This window comes from Pseudomonas sp. S2_F07 (genome assembly GCF_054668325.1).
Genome location: NZ_CP162758.1, coordinates 1,381,283 through 1,395,162 on the forward strand (window position 1 = coordinate 1,381,283; position 13,880 = coordinate 1,395,162).

A 13,880-nucleotide genomic window follows, 5' to 3' on the forward strand; every position below is an offset into this window, starting at 1 on the left:
GGGTTACTCCTGTTCGGCGCTGTCGGTGGACACCGTCTCGGCCTGGCGCGGTTTGAAACTTGCCAGCAGCTGCAGCCAATTCTGGTTTTGCGTGGCACTGAAATCAGCCTGGCTGGTGGTGGAAAACACCAGGATGCGACCGGGTTCGATTTCGAACGCTGCCTGCCGTTGGTAAACCGGTCGCCCATCGTTCATGTAGTAGGCATCCACCTGGATGCCGCAAAGCGGTTGCTCCCCGGACAGCGCTGCCGGCTTCTTGCTGAGCAAGGTATAGCCGCGCAGTTTGGCGGCAATGAGTTTTACCTGGCGCTCGATGTAAGCCTTCAGATCCTCTGCCGGCAGCATGTTGTCGCGCGACAGTGTGATGTTCAGCGGCGCAGGAATGCTGTTGCCGAGCACGAACATGTTCACCGTGCGGTCCTGAAAACCTTCCGGCAAAGTGATGGATCCTTCCTGAAGCTGATAGTCCATTGGGCGTGTGTTCCGTAAATACGTAAAAGGGGAAAATGCTTAATCAGCGCTGATGTTTTCGAGCATCGTCTCGAACTCGATCAACCAATCGGCAAGCTCTGCATGTGCGGGATTGATCATCGTCGACATGCTCAACCATTGGCGCTCGTTACCATTGCCGGGCTGGATGACTGCGCTGGTCGCTCTGCCGTGGCGACGCTCCTGTCCCGCCGTGAATATATAATCCAGGGTAATCGCCGGACTGCCTGCCAGCAGGCAATCGCTCTGCCGCACAATGGTGACGTCGGGGTGGTTTTTGCGCAGGTTCTCCACATACAACTGCACCGAGCGTTGCAGCGTCAGCCCTTCAGGTGCAGGACGTCGCTTGACACTGAACGTGACGGGATGACCATGCTTTTCGAGCGTTGTATCAATGTCGCGGAAATTGAAGCCTTGCGGCATTACCAGATTCAGCCCCGCGACTTTCAATTCATTGCGCGCCAATTGCAGCGGTAGCACCGCTACCGGCTCAGGCTCGATGACAGCGGGCGAAGCCTCGGCAGCCTCCTGTAACTGCTGTCGCGCAAGTGTCTCGGCCGCGAGCCGCTTCTCGGAAATACGGTCGTAGATACTGGTCCTGACCATGGTCTGGTTGCTCACTTGTTGATATCGACACGGTCACCGTGGACGTAGGTGTTCTTGCCAAGAATATCGATGGCGTCACCCTTTATTTCGATGCCTTCGGGCGTCAGCTTGATACTGCTGCCACCCACCTGAAGAATGATGTGCTGTTTGGCGCTGACCTGAATGAACTGGTTGTCGACCTGGATCGTCAGCGAGCCTTCCTGGACATTCATCACCGTGTCTTTCTTGATGGTTTCGGTGTGCGTGCCACCGACCGTGATCGTGCGGTTGCTGCCGACACTGTGGATCTCGTCGACCTCGATCTCGGTGTCCATGTTGCGCTCGGCATGCATGATGATCTGTTCGGCACCGGCCTTGTCTTCGAAACGGAAGAAGTTCGCCGTACCGCCGTCGCCCTTCATCGACCGCGTCAGGAACCCGCTCTGGGTCTTGTTCGCCGGCAGCGACCACGGCGGGGTGTTCTGGCTGTTGTAGAGGCTGCCCATGACCAGCGGGCGGTCGGGGTTGCCGTCGAGGAACACCACCACGACTTCATCGCCCACACGGGGAATCTGGATGCTGCCGAAGCCGCCGCTGGCACCCGCCTGGGCGACGCGGACCCAGCAGGAGCTCTTGTCGTTGTGCTCGCCCTTGCGGTCCCAGTGAAACTGCACCTTCACGCGGCCGAGTTCGTCGGTGAAGATTTCCTCCCCCGGCGGACCGACGATGATCGCGGTTTGCGGGCCGGAGATGGTCGGGCGCGGGGTGGTGAGCTGAGGGCGGAAGACGATCTTTTTGCGCACGCAGGCGAAGGTGTTGTAGTAGCTCGCCTGGTGCCCGCTGAGGTAGTTGTTGTGGCCTTCGCTTTCGACGCTCATCAGCAGGAACTGTCGATCATCGGCGGGGCCTTGGTCGTGATCGTAATGCTGCAGCAGTTCGAAGGTGTAGCCGGGTTTCATCGCACGGCAGTTACTGGCGCCATGAAAACTCTTGCCCTTGAGCTCAAGTGCTTCGACCCGCAGCCGCAGCAGCGTTTCGCCTTCGTCGTAGGTGCCGTGAGTGTACTGGCCGGGGAAGTCGTAGATTTCGAAGTCGTCGACATCGCCCTGCTTGTTCAGGCTCTTCATGGCGACCGGCAAGCGATTGGACGGCTGACGATAATCGAAGGTCTGGACCGCCATTTTCCCGGACTGCAACTGGCGATTACCGCTCCATTGCGTAATGGAGTCGGCGGTCTCGGTGACCGATGCCGTGTGGTAGCGGATCTGCGGCTGTTCAGGCAACGGCACCAGCGTGCTGGAGTCGTCGCAGATGATCATGGTGTGGCCTTCGGCGGTGTGCTCGAAGTAGTAGAACATCCCCTCTTCTTCCAGCAGGCGCTGGACAAAGTTGAAGTCCGTTTCACGGTACTGGGTGATGTAGGTGTAATGCTTGAGCGGCTTGCTCAGGCGAAACTCGTGCCGGGAAAACGCGGTGCACAAGGCAAACACCTGGGTGACCACATCTTCCACCGTGCAACCCTGGAAAATGCGCGTGTCGAAGCGGTTCTTCAGCATCGAGAACCAGGGGTTCAGCGTCGCCGTATAGCGAGCCATGCCGCCGTCGCTGCCGATGCTGGCAAACCGCGTGAGATAGCCCGCCAGGTAACGAGGCGTGGCGTCTGCCAGCTCGATTTCCAGAACCACGTGCTGACCCATCATCGACTTCAGCTCGACGTCGGAGTCCTGGCACACCAGCAGCAACTCGAAGTTGTACGCACGGGACAGACCTTCAGTTCCCTTGAAGGACTCAAGCAACAATTGCTGTTCGGGGTTGGCGAGGTTCTTGAACTTGAACAGGCGCCGATTTTGCGGGGAAAGCATTGCGGCAAGGTCCATCAACATGTGTATCTCCTTGAAAACAGTGGAAAGCTACCGCCCTCTCTCAACCACTGCACATAACGAATCAGATAAGAGGGTCAAAACCCTGTTTGCCGCAACATTGAACCAGGCGAACACTTCGCCACCCTATGTTTTCGGTCTGAGGCACGAATCATCTGCAAGTTCTGCCAGAGGCCACCTGCAAAAAATCCTTCATTTTCATCGATTTTTTTAAACACCGAATGAGATCCCTTACACGCCATTGTGCGTCAGGAACTGCGACCGCAAGGCAGTATGAAAGTGCCATTACCCGGCAAAATATTTGAGAAATTTGTCACACTTCTACAAGTTGCACTGGTTCTCGAACGCGGGAAGGAGACACCCATGTCATGCACTGTGTCAACCCGCACGCAGTGCATGCGGGCACTTCCACGCACTTCGAACTCAGTTCGGGATAATCCCTGAAAAATAATTATCGCCACGCTGGCCACCCAGAAACGCCGATATATCAAGGATGAACGGGAAGTTAGGTGCCACTGACTGGCAACTAATGCCTTATTGCCATCATTGCCGAATGTAACGCGAATAACAAAAAATGGGATCCATGTTGAAATTTTCAACTCGCCCCGCAGTCTGAAGCAGGGCTGATAGCCATCACTTTGGCAATGATGTGAAGTCGGATATTCGACAGCTCGACCGCAGCAACAAGGAAGCGCCTTTCCCCCAAGGACAGTGATGAGTAAATGGATCTTTTAGCCAACGTGCCCAGCTGGGCCGATGTCGAACGCAACCTCGACCAGAAATTCAGCGAGCTGAACCAGGGCGTCAACGACGGCTTGCAGAGCGCTCACGACAACTGGAACGGCTTCACCCGGCGTGTCAGCAATGGCGCGAGCCAGGCCTATGGCTACATGGGTGGTCACCGCATCGATGCGGTGCATCAGGCGATGACCCTCTCCTACCCGATCATCCAGATGGACCTCAAGCGCAAGTGGGCCTCGATTGAAATCGAGCAGATCCTGCCGGTGCTGCTGCAACTGGTCAAGGAAGTCTCGATGATTCTCGGCGGCAGCGTAGCGATCGGCACCGTGGCCGGCGGCGCAGCGGGGGCCTTCGCATTCGGCGTCGGCGCTGCCCCCGGAGCCGCTGCCGGGGCCGGTATCGGCTTGCAGGTCGGCAACCTGATTCTCATGGGCCTGGGCCTGTCAGCCATCGCCGAGTATTTTTACCAGGGCCTGCCCGCCTGCCTCTCGACCTTGCAGGAAGGCATCGCCACGGCCTGGCATGCCGAAGAAGGCGTCAAACCGTCCGGCCTGGACCCCAGCGGCGGTTCCGCCGCACTGGTACAGGAACGTATCGAACGCGCGGCACGACAACTGGCTCGCGGACAGGAGCAACTTGTACTGCTGTTGCTCACCGCCATCGTCACCTACCTGACCCGGGGCCAGATGAAAGCGGGCGTGATGAACAGCATGGAAAGCATCGCGACCCGCAGTGCGAAGCTTCAGGCGGAGATATCGAACAAGCAGTTGGCGGGTTGGCTGGCAAGGAATGAGCAGAAGTTGCTGGCTCGGGATGAGTTGCGGGTGAAGGAACCGGCGCCTCTTCAGAAGGCCGAGCCGGAGACAATGCGTGAGTATTACGCCAAGCAGGACCCTGACTTCGTTTCGGTGGAGGATCAGGTCAAGAAGGTCAAAACCTTCCAGACCAAGGGCTTGTCGAACGAGCAAATCGAAGGCTTCCTGAATACGCCTGACGGGGAAAAACTGCTGGGCAAACTGCAAGCGGCTGCCCCTGACGCTGATGCAACAACCATCTACTCACGGGCGTTCGACCAGGTAGCTTCCGGCTCCACCATCCCCGAAGTAAGGTTAATGGATTCGCCCCTTGTGAAAATCGTACCCGAAGGCCAAGGCGTTTCACCTTACTCGCCGTTCTTTACCACTCATGAGGAGCTACAGGCAGCCGCGAACTCCGGGAGGACACTGGCTGATTCGTTCGGATTGCCGTTGAGCAGCGAATCAACCACCTATTCGATCTACGAGATGGCACCATTGAAGCCAACCGAGGTTTTTGTCAGTAAAGTCGCCCCTACATCAGAATTGAGCGGTGCAATCCAGAGAACCGGTGAATCATTCCAATATCTGACACCTAACCGTGCCGAGTGGGGAACACCAAAATTGATCGGAACCACAGCTAACTAGAGCCTCCTATGGATATCGAAAAACTTAAAGAAAAGACCCTGAAGCTACGGGCAGCCATCGATGCATTAAAGGCAAAAGACCCTGCTGCAGCTAAATTGGATCTAGAACTGGCCCCTCTGATGGATTTGGCCGAGCGTGGTCAAATCCGCACACCTATGGAATGGCGGGATATCCCTGGACGCTATCTGTTCACTGAGGAGGGGTTGCAGCAATATGCAGAGCTTGAGCACGCTTTTGCGGAGTTTAAAATCGAACTGATCGGAGGAGAATCCCCGACGCTACGTCGACTGAAAGCCCAGATGGAAGAAAAGAAGAACAGTAATCCGAAACCTACATAAGCACATAAAATGCTGTAGCCCTTTGACTCAAGCAAGGCGTACTGCAACGCGGTAAGGATTGAATGGCTATTCAGAAAGGCGAGCGTTTCGCCAACGAAGACATTATTCCTGGCCACCGCCTTTTCGACGAAACAAATCTGAGAATGCTGGGTGATCTGAACGGCGCTTACGCGAACTTTTACATTGAGCTGATTGGTGGTCGCGACTGGTCATCGTACAAACTCATTAAATCCAGAATGCGCGAAGATAAAAACCGCCAACCACCAGATCAAGGACACGATGAAATTCAGTGACGTTTTCAAAAGCCGTGAACATATGTTTGCCTTAGGCGTCGAGGAGACTACAGGTCGCCTTTACCTGTCGATTCCAGTCAGCAACGGCATGGTCGACTACGAGGAGTATTACCAAATTGACCGGGCAAACTTCGATCTCTTCCAAACGGATCTTGATACGGCCCTGGCGTTTGCCATGAGCTGTCGCCGCAGAGAGCTGGATGACCTGCTGATTGTGCAGCCGGGGGCCAATAGAGGAACGGCTATCTAAGGCAAGCTCGTCACTCCGGACCAATGGACCGCTGTCCTCGAAATCAAAATCCTTGAACGGCTACCTCCATGTCAAAACTACTGAAGCGCTTGAAAACCTTTTTCAGACAAAAGCCCGCTCCTCCACCCGCCCCCACCGAGCAGGTTGTCGATGCAGCCACCTTGACCGAAGTGGACAAGCAACCTTCCCGAGTGGAAAGGAACCTGTCCTGGCTGCCGAGCAATCGTGAGCCAGAGGTTTTTGTACCGTTGATGCCCCCTGCCTGCCCGGACCTGACGCTAGTGGATGCCCTCCTGTTGCAGCGTTATCGGGTATTCGTCATCGCAAATGACCGGGCCGGATGGACATCAGAGGCGATGATAAACCGCGATAAAGCCAGCCAACTGGCTCGTGACTTGTACGGCAAGGGGACAGATATTGGTTATTGTCGAGGTACCGAATCCTCGTTCGAAATCTATTGGCTCATACAATGTGCGGCCATTGTTTCGCTGTTGGCCCATGGACCACAATCGGAACAATTCCTTACCTATAGAAAACATGTTGACTCCAATCGAGACTCTGCCCGGATTGGAGAGCAGGTCCGAATGTTTGATCAATACGTGGCGTCGCGCAGCAATCAAGACGTTGGTACCGAGAGGGACCGCCTCTTGAAAACGCCGACAACTGCCCTCGACTACATTGACAATGCGATCACCATCACCGCCCTGAGATACAACGGCTGTCCAGAATTCCAGATTTATTCAAGCTCGTTAATCCAGTTGCAATTCATCAAGAACGTGTTGCTGGGCGTTGAAAAAGATAAAGCCCGGTTGCACCAATTGACCATCGGCGTTTGGGCCAGCAAAGAGTTTGAAGCCGACGATCCTGAACTTGCTGGCGTACTGGGGGATGCCTTCTACATAGGCATTCAGATCGCACGCGGTCTGAAGATTCAGCTGCCTAACGGGTTGCCACCGGAAAGTCTTCCTCGCACATGAAATTGCTGCGACTTCACGGATAACGCTAAAGGTAACGTAGTGACCGAAACGTGGTACCGCGGCGACAACGGAATCCTATGGATAGCGAATCGTAAGCGTCTGGCGAACACACCGTATTAAGCGTCCGGCAAAGTCATCTACCCAGCCCCGAAAAGCCCAGACAGGGTGTGCACTTAAATTTAAGTTGGCACCAGTTCCAGGTAGTGTGTCAGCGCTACCCAGCGCTTCAGGCTGTAATCGAGGGTTTTGGCGGTTGCCGCACTGTTGGGAACGTATTGGTTCAGCCATCAATGTTGTACTGGGCTTTGTATTGAATCGCCGGGTTCACGCCGATGGCGTTCGCCACCACTTCTTTTTATTCCGATGCAGTGGCCGGCGCTGGTGATTGCGGTTGTCTGCGCAGTGGTTGCCTTGCTGAAATAAGCTTACCGACCGCTCGGCAAGGGCGGTCGCGTTTCGACTTGCTCAAGGCTTACACGGTAGGTGGTGTAAGTGTCGCCGTCTTCAAGGTAAAGGTTGCTCTGGTAATTCGAGACTGCGCCTTTGAGTTTGATGTGCAGGCCGTTGGAGACACGCTGGATTACCACGTCCTTCAAGTCAGTGTCCGAGACCAGGAAGGCCGGGGTCTTGCCGAGGAGCACCTTCATCGTCTCATTATTCCTGCCGTCGCCATTGTTGACGTAGAACCTCAGGTTTTTGGGCTCATCTGGATCCCTGGCATCTTGAACGATGTAGATCGACTGCCCCGGAATGAAGTCTTGCTTCAGGACTACCTCGGAAGGAAATTCCGGTTTGTGCAGGTACGCATAGATGAAAACGCCTACAAGGCAGAGCAAAAAGATAATCAAGAGATACTTTTTAACCCTGACTACAAGAGTTTGCAGTTCGGTCTTGTTCATGGGATTCAACTGTAATCGAAGGTGAATAGCACCAAGCCTTCAATCGGCTCTGTTTGCACCGGCCGTCCGGTAATGGTAGCCATGGCACCCGTCCCGCTCGTTCAGCTCGCCGACAAAGCCCTCGTACGGTTCCAACGGGCTGAGCATGTGCAGCACGCCCGACCACTCGGGGTTTACGGTGCTGATATCTAAGCTGAACAAAGGGTGCAGATGGTTGGCCAGTTCCAGTTGATCGGCGACAAACACGTCTTCAACAGGTGGGAACGGCAGCATGCCGGTGGGGACTTTGGTGAAGTCGGGGGTGTGATCGTCGGTCATCAGAGATTCTTCCTTGTGGGTCGCCACGGATTGAGCACTTTGGGTATCAATGGCTGTCTTGGTAAGCGCCCAGCGTGGCGCAGTGGCGACATTTGAACAGGTAGGCGGTAGGCCCATGATCCTTATCCAGGGCATTTAAGAACGCTCGCCACTGTGGACCGTCCTCCAATCCTGTTGAGTCCTGAACGGCGGCGATGGCTGCTGGGCCCAGTTCAAGCAACTCTGCATGGCCGGCCTTACCGACAAACTCGGCTGCGTCGTCGCAGTGAGTCAACCAGCACTCTTGCTGCCAGCCATTAAAACCAGGCGTGCGCTGGCTGACTTCGGCGATCTGCTCCTCGCTCAGCGTGTCTTCGCCGTCCAGGCCGATACTCTCGTCATCGACAAACGTTGCGCCCAGACGCTGGTGCGCACTCCCGTCGGCAATGCACCAAGGGCAGATGCAGTTTTCGTATTCATCAATGGCGTATACCGGGCCCACATAAATGTAGCCTCGCGCCTGATTGCAGCTCACGCAAGTGGCGTAAGAGGCTTGCACCGAACCGCTACCGACGGGATCGGGATGATAAATAAAGTGGGGCAGTGTCATGTACGCATCCTTGTTAAGTGCATGCCTTTCATTGCTCGACCCACTCTAACCATGTCTTGAATTCGAGGGCTTGCTCGGGGGTATTGAGTTGCGTAATCCAGGCGATTTCTTCCGGCACGCTTTGAGAGTCAGAGACTGCGAATACATAAATGGCGTTCTCAAACGCGCACGTCGTCAGCGGCTTCAAGGCCGCAACACAGTGTTCGAAGACGAGTGCGCGGTGACGTTCAAAATCTTCATCGGGAATCGAATCAGCCAAGTCCCACAACAGGCTCGACAGGACGTTGAAGTGTTCGCCACCGAAGGTTTCGTGGCTCCATTCAGCGGGTGACCATTTGAAATACGCCTGCTCAGCAGGTTCTTCAGCCTGCACGCGCGCCAAGTGATCAGCCGTGTTGAACGACGGCACCAGCGTCCGCGCATCCGCGTCTGAGTACAGCGCAAACCCACAGACATCGGCGGTGGGGTGCGCTTGGCGAAATTGCTCGATGGCCTTCTTGCACGCTACCTGAACATCTCGCTGAAAATGGTCGTTGATCTGGCCCGAGTCGCTCATTCAAAAAAGAACCTCATGAAACCATCCATATCCGTGCCCTCAACATCGCCGACCACTTCCCTGGCCCTGAACAGAAAGGCGGGCGGCCGCTGCCCCAGGATACGGCGTACGCGTTGTTTCATCTGATGTCGCTGTACGGCGGCATGGGCTCAATCAACGACGTTGTTCTGTATGAAAATGCAAAACCCTTGCTGGACGAAAACAACGAACTGCAAGGGCTGCTATCAGATCTTCATCAGCTTTGCGCAGGGAGCCATTGAACCCGGCGCCCCACGCTTGCCAATGCTGAAAGCCTTCAGGCCTGCTCGAATCGCTGCTGCAGCAAGTGCCGCGCAGTGCCTGCATTGAGGTAGGTGCCGATCAGTTCCGCCAATTGCTCATTCTTGAGCTTTTTGTCGTCCCGACAGAACTGAATCAACTGTAACTGGACCCAGCGCTTTTTCTTGTCGAGCTTCGCATCAGGCGAAAAGAACGAGCGCGAGGCCAACTCAGGCATCGGAGCATCGTCTTCCAGCAGCAGATTCAAGTGCAGCCCCTGGCCCATTTGCAGACCAAAATCAGCGACGTGCCGGATCGGCAGTGGTGCCTTGAGGTTGGCAAAAACGAAGTGCTCGGGCGTCAGCAACAACGCGGTCTTGTTCGCCCGCTTGAGCAAGCGCAACGAGAATGGCAGCAGGCATGCCATCAATACGACGAGCACCCCACCAGCAGCCAGTATCATCGATTTGTTACTCCCTGAAGCCTGCGGCAACAGCCACGGCAAGACCAGCAGCCCCAAGCCCAACAACATGAAAAGCGAGAAACAAATCAAGGTAATCCACCCGCGCAATCGTGCGCCTTCATGCAGTCGGACTTCCTCCGTGGCATTGCCGGCATGGCTACGCAACTCCTGCACAACCGCCGCGTCCTGCTCCACGTAGTGGCCGAGGAAGTCCTCGGTAATGCGCGCACGCAATGCCTGGGGGTCGGCGAAATAGTGATCCATCGCGGCGCAGGCTTGTGCCGCGTTGATCGGGCGGGTGCCGCGGCTGACGGCCTCTTCGACCGTGACTTGCAGGGACGCCAGCCGCTCAAGATTGGAGGGATGGGTGTCCGATGGATGCGGCAGGCTGGCTGCCATTTCCTCCTCGGGCAGGGTCAGCGGCTGCGCGGCCAATTCCTGCACGACGCTGGTTGGCAAGTCGTGGGGCGGGACGTACCCGGCACCCGGGTTGGTCGCTTGCGACACACGGGTAAATACACACTGTTGCAACAACGGGTCGATGGCCGAAATACGCACCAGCGCCGAAGCGATGGCAATGTTCCCCGCCAACTGCGCGCCCGCCGCGTCCGCCGCCAGTTCCCGCACGCGGCTCCAATGGTTCACCGCGTGATCGAAACGCTCCATGAAATACTCACCGAGCATGAAGGCCGGCCACAGCGTCGTGCGTTGCAGCACATCGCTTTGCAGCATGGTTTCGGCAATCACGCCGAGACTGCGGCCGATACCCTCGTAGATCGGTACGAAACGCAGGCTGTACTCGGTATCGGCACCGGCGAAGTGCGCCAGTTCGTGACCGATGACCGCGCCGGTTTCTGCCGAATCGAGCAAGCCCAGGTACATCATCGGCACGTGCAGGGTGCGGCCTTTGAGCGCGGTGCCTGACGGCAGCAGGTTGACGTCGCTGGAGGTGACGTAAAAGCCTTCGGTCATGCCCAGCACGATGTGCTCGGGTGCCAACGCGCCGAGTTGATCCGCCAGCTGGCGAACATAGGCCCACAACGCTGGCGCCTGTTGCGGTGTGGCCACCTGGCCCAGAACGTTCATCGGTGTGGACTGGAACATGCGCAGCATGACCGGCAGCTGCTTGCCCATCTGCCAGATCGAATACAGGAAACCGAGCATCAGCATCAACACGATGAGCATCAGCTTGAATTCACCGGCGGCCATTTTCCCCATGTGCCACAGCCCCAGGCCTTCGAAACCGAGAATGGCCGCTACCGCCGCGCCCATGGCGACAATGTGCCCCACCAGCAGATACGGCAACAGGCGACTCACTCGGCTGAAGGTGTGCAGCAATCGTTCACGGGAATGGCTCGCGCGGGCACCGGCCCAACGCAGACCCAGCAGCCCCAGCACGCCGACCAGGGAAGCCAGGAGGCCGAGGGTGATGGCACCCTTGGCCAGGTTGCTCATCACGGCAGCCACCGGTTGCAAGATGGTCAGTTCGTGCTCGGCCTGGGTAACGCGCGATAAAGCCAGGTGGACACCCATGCGTTCACCGTTGATATCGACTGTGGCCGAGCGGGAGAACGGTTTGGCAACCATCGCTTCGAGTTCGACATGCATCTCGCCCAGTTCGGCGTTGATATCAGCGAACTCCTTGATGCTCTCGGTACTGCGTTGTAACTCCCAGGCGCCAAACAAACCAAGGCAAAGCGGCAGGAGAATAAGTACGGCAATGAGTTTCAACGTTCTCATGAGACAGGGCCTCAATAGTCGCGTCGCCTTACATCCGTGGCGCGCATAAATTCCATTTAACAAAGGCCCGGAAGCCCTCACGCTATTGCACGGCCCGACATGAAAGTTATGGGGCGCAGTCGTACCTGGCGCGTTATACAGAAATATCGTCGATATGTAACGCCATAGTGCCCGAACACTCGTTCAGCAATGGAATGGACGCCTCGTATATCCCGGACACCTCGAGATGCCATCACTTCCTTGCCGGTTATATGACACTTATCCTTCAACCTTTTCCTCAGCGGATCATCAAGCGGGCATTGGGTGAACCGGTTCACCTTTTTTCAATTTTTTTCAATTAAAAATTGGATCCATTATTTGCCTGAAACCATTGAATTTATTGGGTTTCAGACACTTCCGCCATTCAGATCCGGCAAATGATGGCAACCAGACATCATTGCGACACGTAACAAAAAAAGAAAAAATCCCCGCCTCGTAGGAACTTTCCTACACATCCTGTTGCCATACACGACGTTACTGGCAACTCGATATCCATATGCCAGCATCGCACTCCCAATGATTCCTGGCAGTGTGATTTTTTGATGTGAAACATCAGCAATCACAACTCGTGAACAGACGTTCAATCGAGAAATTAGTCGCTGCGCACGTACTCCCGTGTATATCCGGGTAGTCGTCGCGCAGTGTTCAAGGACGATGTACCGATGACTCAGACGTTTTTTGATGTTGAAGCATTGATCAAGCTGCGAAGCCAGACCCGGGCCATTTCCGATGCGCTCAAGGCGCAGGCTTCGGACTACCTGGCGACCCTGGCTTTGCTGATCCGTCCGCAAGCGTTTTTCGGTGAGTACCTGCAGGGTGCGCAACGCAGCAGCGGCCGCGAAACCCAGCACCACTTCAAGGAACTCAAGGAGCTCTACGACCGCATCGGCTCGGGTGCTCCGTTCCAGCTGGTCAACGAACTCGAAGTGCCCCTCAACCTGCTCAGCACCACTCCGCAACTGTTTGCGCTGGAGTACGACAAGGTGCTGTCCCAAAGCGGCCAATCCATTCGCATCACCAGCCCCGTGCGCTGGGTGGTGGGCTTCAGTTCGTTCGACCTGGCCCGTTTTCGCACCGTCATCAAAGACCCCAATCGCAGCAGCGCCGAACTGTACCGCTTCGTGGTGCATTACCTGGTGCTGTTCTACTGCCTGAGCAAGTCGCCCGGCATCAGCCGCCTGCTCGAAGGCCTGCGTTTTCCCGTCAGTTTCGAACGCTTGAAGGAGTTCGGCGACCTGCCCTTCTGCGTCATCAGCTCGCCGGTTCGCTCGCAACTGCCCGACGAGGCGGTGATCCGCAGCAGTACCCAGATCGCCGGCAACACCAGCTTCGAAGAGCTGGTGGGTCACGCCAACATCATGGAAATGAACGATGAAATCCGTCAGCGCCTGCTGCTGACGATCGAAGGAATGTAACGCGCCCGGCCAGGCATTGGACCGACACGCAAACGACTTGCAGCGAATTGATCGCACAGGAGATCACGATGGCGAAGAAGGAAAGTACCCAGCACAAACTCGACCGCGTTCGCGCGCCTCGGGTCCATATCACCTACGACGTGGATATCGGTGACGCTCAGGAAAAGAAAGAGCTGCCCTTTGTCGTCGGTGTGCTGGGCGATTTCTCCGGCAACCCGCTGGAGCCGCTGCCGAAGCTCAAGGACCGCAAGTTCATTTTCATCGACCGCGACAACTTCAACGGCGTGCTCAAGGGTATCAAGCCGCGCCTGACCTACCGCGTCGACAACACCTTGGCCAAGAACGGCACGCAGCTGGGCGTCGAGCTCAACTTCAACGCCCTCGAAGACTTCGAACCGCAGAACGTGGTCAAGCAGGTCGAGCCGCTGCGCAAGCTGCTGGAAGTGCGCAACAAGCTGGCGGACCTGCGCAACAAGATGGGCGGCAACGACAAGCTCGAAGAGCTGCTGATGGACGTGTTGCAGAACACCGAGAAGTTGAAAACCCTGGGCAAGGAATTCGGCCGTGAAGCCGCCGTTCCAGCCACCGACGGCAAAGCGTAGGAGCCT

Annotated in this window: 16 protein-coding genes; 8 read left to right on the forward strand and 8 right to left on the reverse strand. The window is 56.3% G+C overall.

The window, feature by feature from the left end; genetic code table 11:
• Positions 1 to 3: 3 nt before the first annotated feature.
• The 3 genes from AB4O40_RS06180 to AB4O40_RS06190 are packed head-to-tail and all read right to left on the reverse strand — an operon-like array spanning position 4 to position 2,957.
• Positions 4 to 471, reverse strand: coding sequence for a DcrB-related protein (locus AB4O40_RS06180; protein WP_414917624.1), 468 nt, complete (start codon positions 469 to 471; stop codon positions 4 to 6).
• A 39-nt stretch (positions 472 to 510) separates the two neighbouring features.
• Positions 511 to 1,095, reverse strand: coding sequence for a DcrB/PsbP domain-containing protein (locus tag AB4O40_RS06185; RefSeq protein WP_414917627.1), 585 nt, complete (start codon positions 1,093 to 1,095; stop codon positions 511 to 513).
• An 11-nt stretch (positions 1,096 to 1,106) separates the two neighbouring features.
• Entirely contained in the window at positions 1,107 to 2,957 is a 1,851-nt protein-coding gene (locus tag AB4O40_RS06190) for a type VI secretion system Vgr family protein (protein ID WP_460055410.1), read from the reverse strand.
• A 719-nt stretch (positions 2,958 to 3,676) separates the two neighbouring features.
• On the opposite strand from AB4O40_RS06190, the gene AB4O40_RS06195 reads away from it, so the two are divergent.
• The 5 genes from AB4O40_RS06195 (at position 3,677) to AB4O40_RS06215 (ending at position 6,995) form a co-directional block, all read left to right on the forward strand.
• Positions 3,677 to 5,137, forward strand: a complete 1,461-nt coding sequence (locus tag AB4O40_RS06195; protein WP_056723996.1) for a DUF6861 domain-containing protein — start codon at positions 3,677 to 3,679, stop codon at positions 5,135 to 5,137.
• A gap of 8 nt (positions 5,138 to 5,145) precedes the next feature.
• Positions 5,146 to 5,475, forward strand: coding sequence for a hypothetical protein (locus tag AB4O40_RS06200; RefSeq protein ID WP_046820293.1), 330 nt, complete (start codon positions 5,146 to 5,148; stop codon positions 5,473 to 5,475).
• Between the two features lie 62 nt (positions 5,476 to 5,537).
• Positions 5,538 to 5,768 (forward strand): hypothetical protein, encoded by a 231-nt coding sequence (locus AB4O40_RS06205; protein ID WP_052760685.1) that lies wholly within the window; start codon positions 5,538 to 5,540, stop codon positions 5,766 to 5,768.
• On the forward strand, positions 5,755 to 6,018 hold the full coding sequence (locus AB4O40_RS06210; protein ID WP_056723995.1) for a hypothetical protein: 264 nt from the start codon (positions 5,755 to 5,757) through the stop codon (positions 6,016 to 6,018). Before AB4O40_RS06205 ends, AB4O40_RS06210 begins: the two co-directional genes overlap by 14 nt.
• 68 nt (positions 6,019 to 6,086) lie before the next feature.
• Positions 6,087 to 6,995, forward strand: a complete 909-nt coding sequence (locus AB4O40_RS06215) for an immunity protein Tsi6 family protein (protein WP_317850376.1) — start codon at positions 6,087 to 6,089, stop codon at positions 6,993 to 6,995.
• 425 nt (positions 6,996 to 7,420) lie between these two features.
• Here the strand turns inward: AB4O40_RS06215 and AB4O40_RS06220 are convergent, their stop codons facing one another.
• From AB4O40_RS06220 to AB4O40_RS06235, 4 genes are read right to left on the reverse strand one after another with little or no spacing between them, the layout of a single operon-like run.
• Positions 7,421 to 7,894, reverse strand: a complete 474-nt coding sequence (locus AB4O40_RS06220) for a hypothetical protein (RefSeq protein ID WP_056723993.1) — start codon at positions 7,892 to 7,894, stop codon at positions 7,421 to 7,423.
• A 39-nt stretch (positions 7,895 to 7,933) separates the two neighbouring features.
• Positions 7,934 to 8,212 carry a hypothetical protein gene (locus AB4O40_RS06225; RefSeq protein WP_223542075.1) on the reverse strand — a complete coding sequence of 93 codons (279 nt, stop codon included), beginning with the start codon at positions 8,210 to 8,212 and terminating at the stop codon, positions 7,934 to 7,936.
• 46 nt (positions 8,213 to 8,258) lie between these two features.
• On the reverse strand, positions 8,259 to 8,801 hold the full coding sequence (locus AB4O40_RS06230) for a CbrC family protein (protein ID WP_056723989.1): 543 nt from the start codon (positions 8,799 to 8,801) through the stop codon (positions 8,259 to 8,261).
• Positions 8,802 to 8,829: 28 nt separating this feature from the next.
• Positions 8,830 to 9,357 (reverse strand): DUF4303 domain-containing protein, encoded by a 528-nt coding sequence (locus tag AB4O40_RS06235; protein ID WP_414917618.1) that lies wholly within the window; start codon positions 9,355 to 9,357, stop codon positions 8,830 to 8,832.
• A gap of 125 nt (positions 9,358 to 9,482) precedes the next feature.
• Here AB4O40_RS06235 and AB4O40_RS06240 point away from each other — a divergent pair, with 125 nt between their 5' ends.
• Complete coding sequence (locus AB4O40_RS06240) at positions 9,483 to 9,617, forward strand: DUF6966 domain-containing protein (protein ID WP_409079352.1); 135 nt, start codon at positions 9,483 to 9,485, stop codon at positions 9,615 to 9,617.
• A 35-nt stretch (positions 9,618 to 9,652) separates the two neighbouring features.
• Here AB4O40_RS06240 and AB4O40_RS06245 read toward each other — a convergent pair whose 3' ends face one another.
• Positions 9,653 to 11,818, reverse strand: a complete 2,166-nt coding sequence (locus tag AB4O40_RS06245) for a M48 family metallopeptidase (RefSeq protein ID WP_460055402.1) — start codon at positions 11,816 to 11,818, stop codon at positions 9,653 to 9,655.
• A gap of 701 nt (positions 11,819 to 12,519) precedes the next feature.
• Between AB4O40_RS06245 and AB4O40_RS06250 the strand changes: the two genes are divergently transcribed.
• Entirely contained in the window at positions 12,520 to 13,272 is a 753-nt protein-coding gene (locus tag AB4O40_RS06250) for a hypothetical protein (RefSeq protein WP_056723983.1), read from the forward strand.
• A 68-nt stretch (positions 13,273 to 13,340) separates the two neighbouring features.
• Complete coding sequence (gene tssB, locus AB4O40_RS06255; protein ID WP_007978739.1) at positions 13,341 to 13,874, forward strand: type VI secretion system contractile sheath small subunit; 534 nt, start codon at positions 13,341 to 13,343, stop codon at positions 13,872 to 13,874.
• The last annotated feature ends 6 nt before the right edge of the window (positions 13,875 to 13,880 follow it).

What these genes read in the sequence shown, in the direction of transcription:
- AB4O40_RS06180 (WP_414917624.1), bottom strand. Translation starts at nt 471, where the DNA reads ATGGACTATCAGCTTCAGGAAGGATCCATCACTTTGCCGGAAGGTTTT.
- AB4O40_RS06185 (WP_414917627.1), bottom strand. Translation starts at nt 1,095, where the DNA reads ATGGTCAGGACCAGTATCTACGACCGTATTTCCGAGAAGCGGCTCGCG.
- AB4O40_RS06190 (WP_460055410.1), bottom strand. Translation starts at nt 2,957, where the DNA reads ATGTTGATGGACCTTGCCGCAATGCTTTCCCCGCAAAATCGGCGCCTG.
- AB4O40_RS06195 (WP_056723996.1), top strand. Translation starts at nt 3,677, where the DNA reads ATGGATCTTTTAGCCAACGTGCCCAGCTGGGCCGATGTCGAACGCAAC.
- AB4O40_RS06200 (WP_046820293.1), top strand. Translation starts at nt 5,146, where the DNA reads ATGGATATCGAAAAACTTAAAGAAAAGACCCTGAAGCTACGGGCAGCC.
- AB4O40_RS06205 (WP_052760685.1), top strand. Translation starts at nt 5,538, where the DNA reads ATGGCTATTCAGAAAGGCGAGCGTTTCGCCAACGAAGACATTATTCCT.
- AB4O40_RS06210 (WP_056723995.1), top strand. Translation starts at nt 5,755, where the DNA reads ATGAAATTCAGTGACGTTTTCAAAAGCCGTGAACATATGTTTGCCTTA.
- AB4O40_RS06215 (WP_317850376.1), top strand. Translation starts at nt 6,087, where the DNA reads ATGTCAAAACTACTGAAGCGCTTGAAAACCTTTTTCAGACAAAAGCCC.
- AB4O40_RS06220 (WP_056723993.1), bottom strand. Translation starts at nt 7,894, where the DNA reads ATGAACAAGACCGAACTGCAAACTCTTGTAGTCAGGGTTAAAAAGTAT.
- AB4O40_RS06225 (WP_223542075.1), bottom strand. Translation starts at nt 8,212, where the DNA reads ATGACCGACGATCACACCCCCGACTTCACCAAAGTCCCCACCGGCATG.
- AB4O40_RS06230 (WP_056723989.1), bottom strand. Translation starts at nt 8,801, where the DNA reads ATGACACTGCCCCACTTTATTTATCATCCCGATCCCGTCGGTAGCGGT.
- AB4O40_RS06235 (WP_414917618.1), bottom strand. Translation starts at nt 9,357, where the DNA reads ATGAGCGACTCGGGCCAGATCAACGACCATTTTCAGCGAGATGTTCAG.
- AB4O40_RS06240 (WP_409079352.1), top strand. Translation starts at nt 9,483, where the DNA reads ATGTCGCTGTACGGCGGCATGGGCTCAATCAACGACGTTGTTCTGTAT.
- AB4O40_RS06245 (WP_460055402.1), bottom strand. Translation starts at nt 11,818, where the DNA reads ATGAGAACGTTGAAACTCATTGCCGTACTTATTCTCCTGCCGCTTTGC.
- AB4O40_RS06250 (WP_056723983.1), top strand. Translation starts at nt 12,520, where the DNA reads ATGACTCAGACGTTTTTTGATGTTGAAGCATTGATCAAGCTGCGAAGC.
- tssB (WP_007978739.1), top strand. Translation starts at nt 13,341, where the DNA reads ATGGCGAAGAAGGAAAGTACCCAGCACAAACTCGACCGCGTTCGCGCG.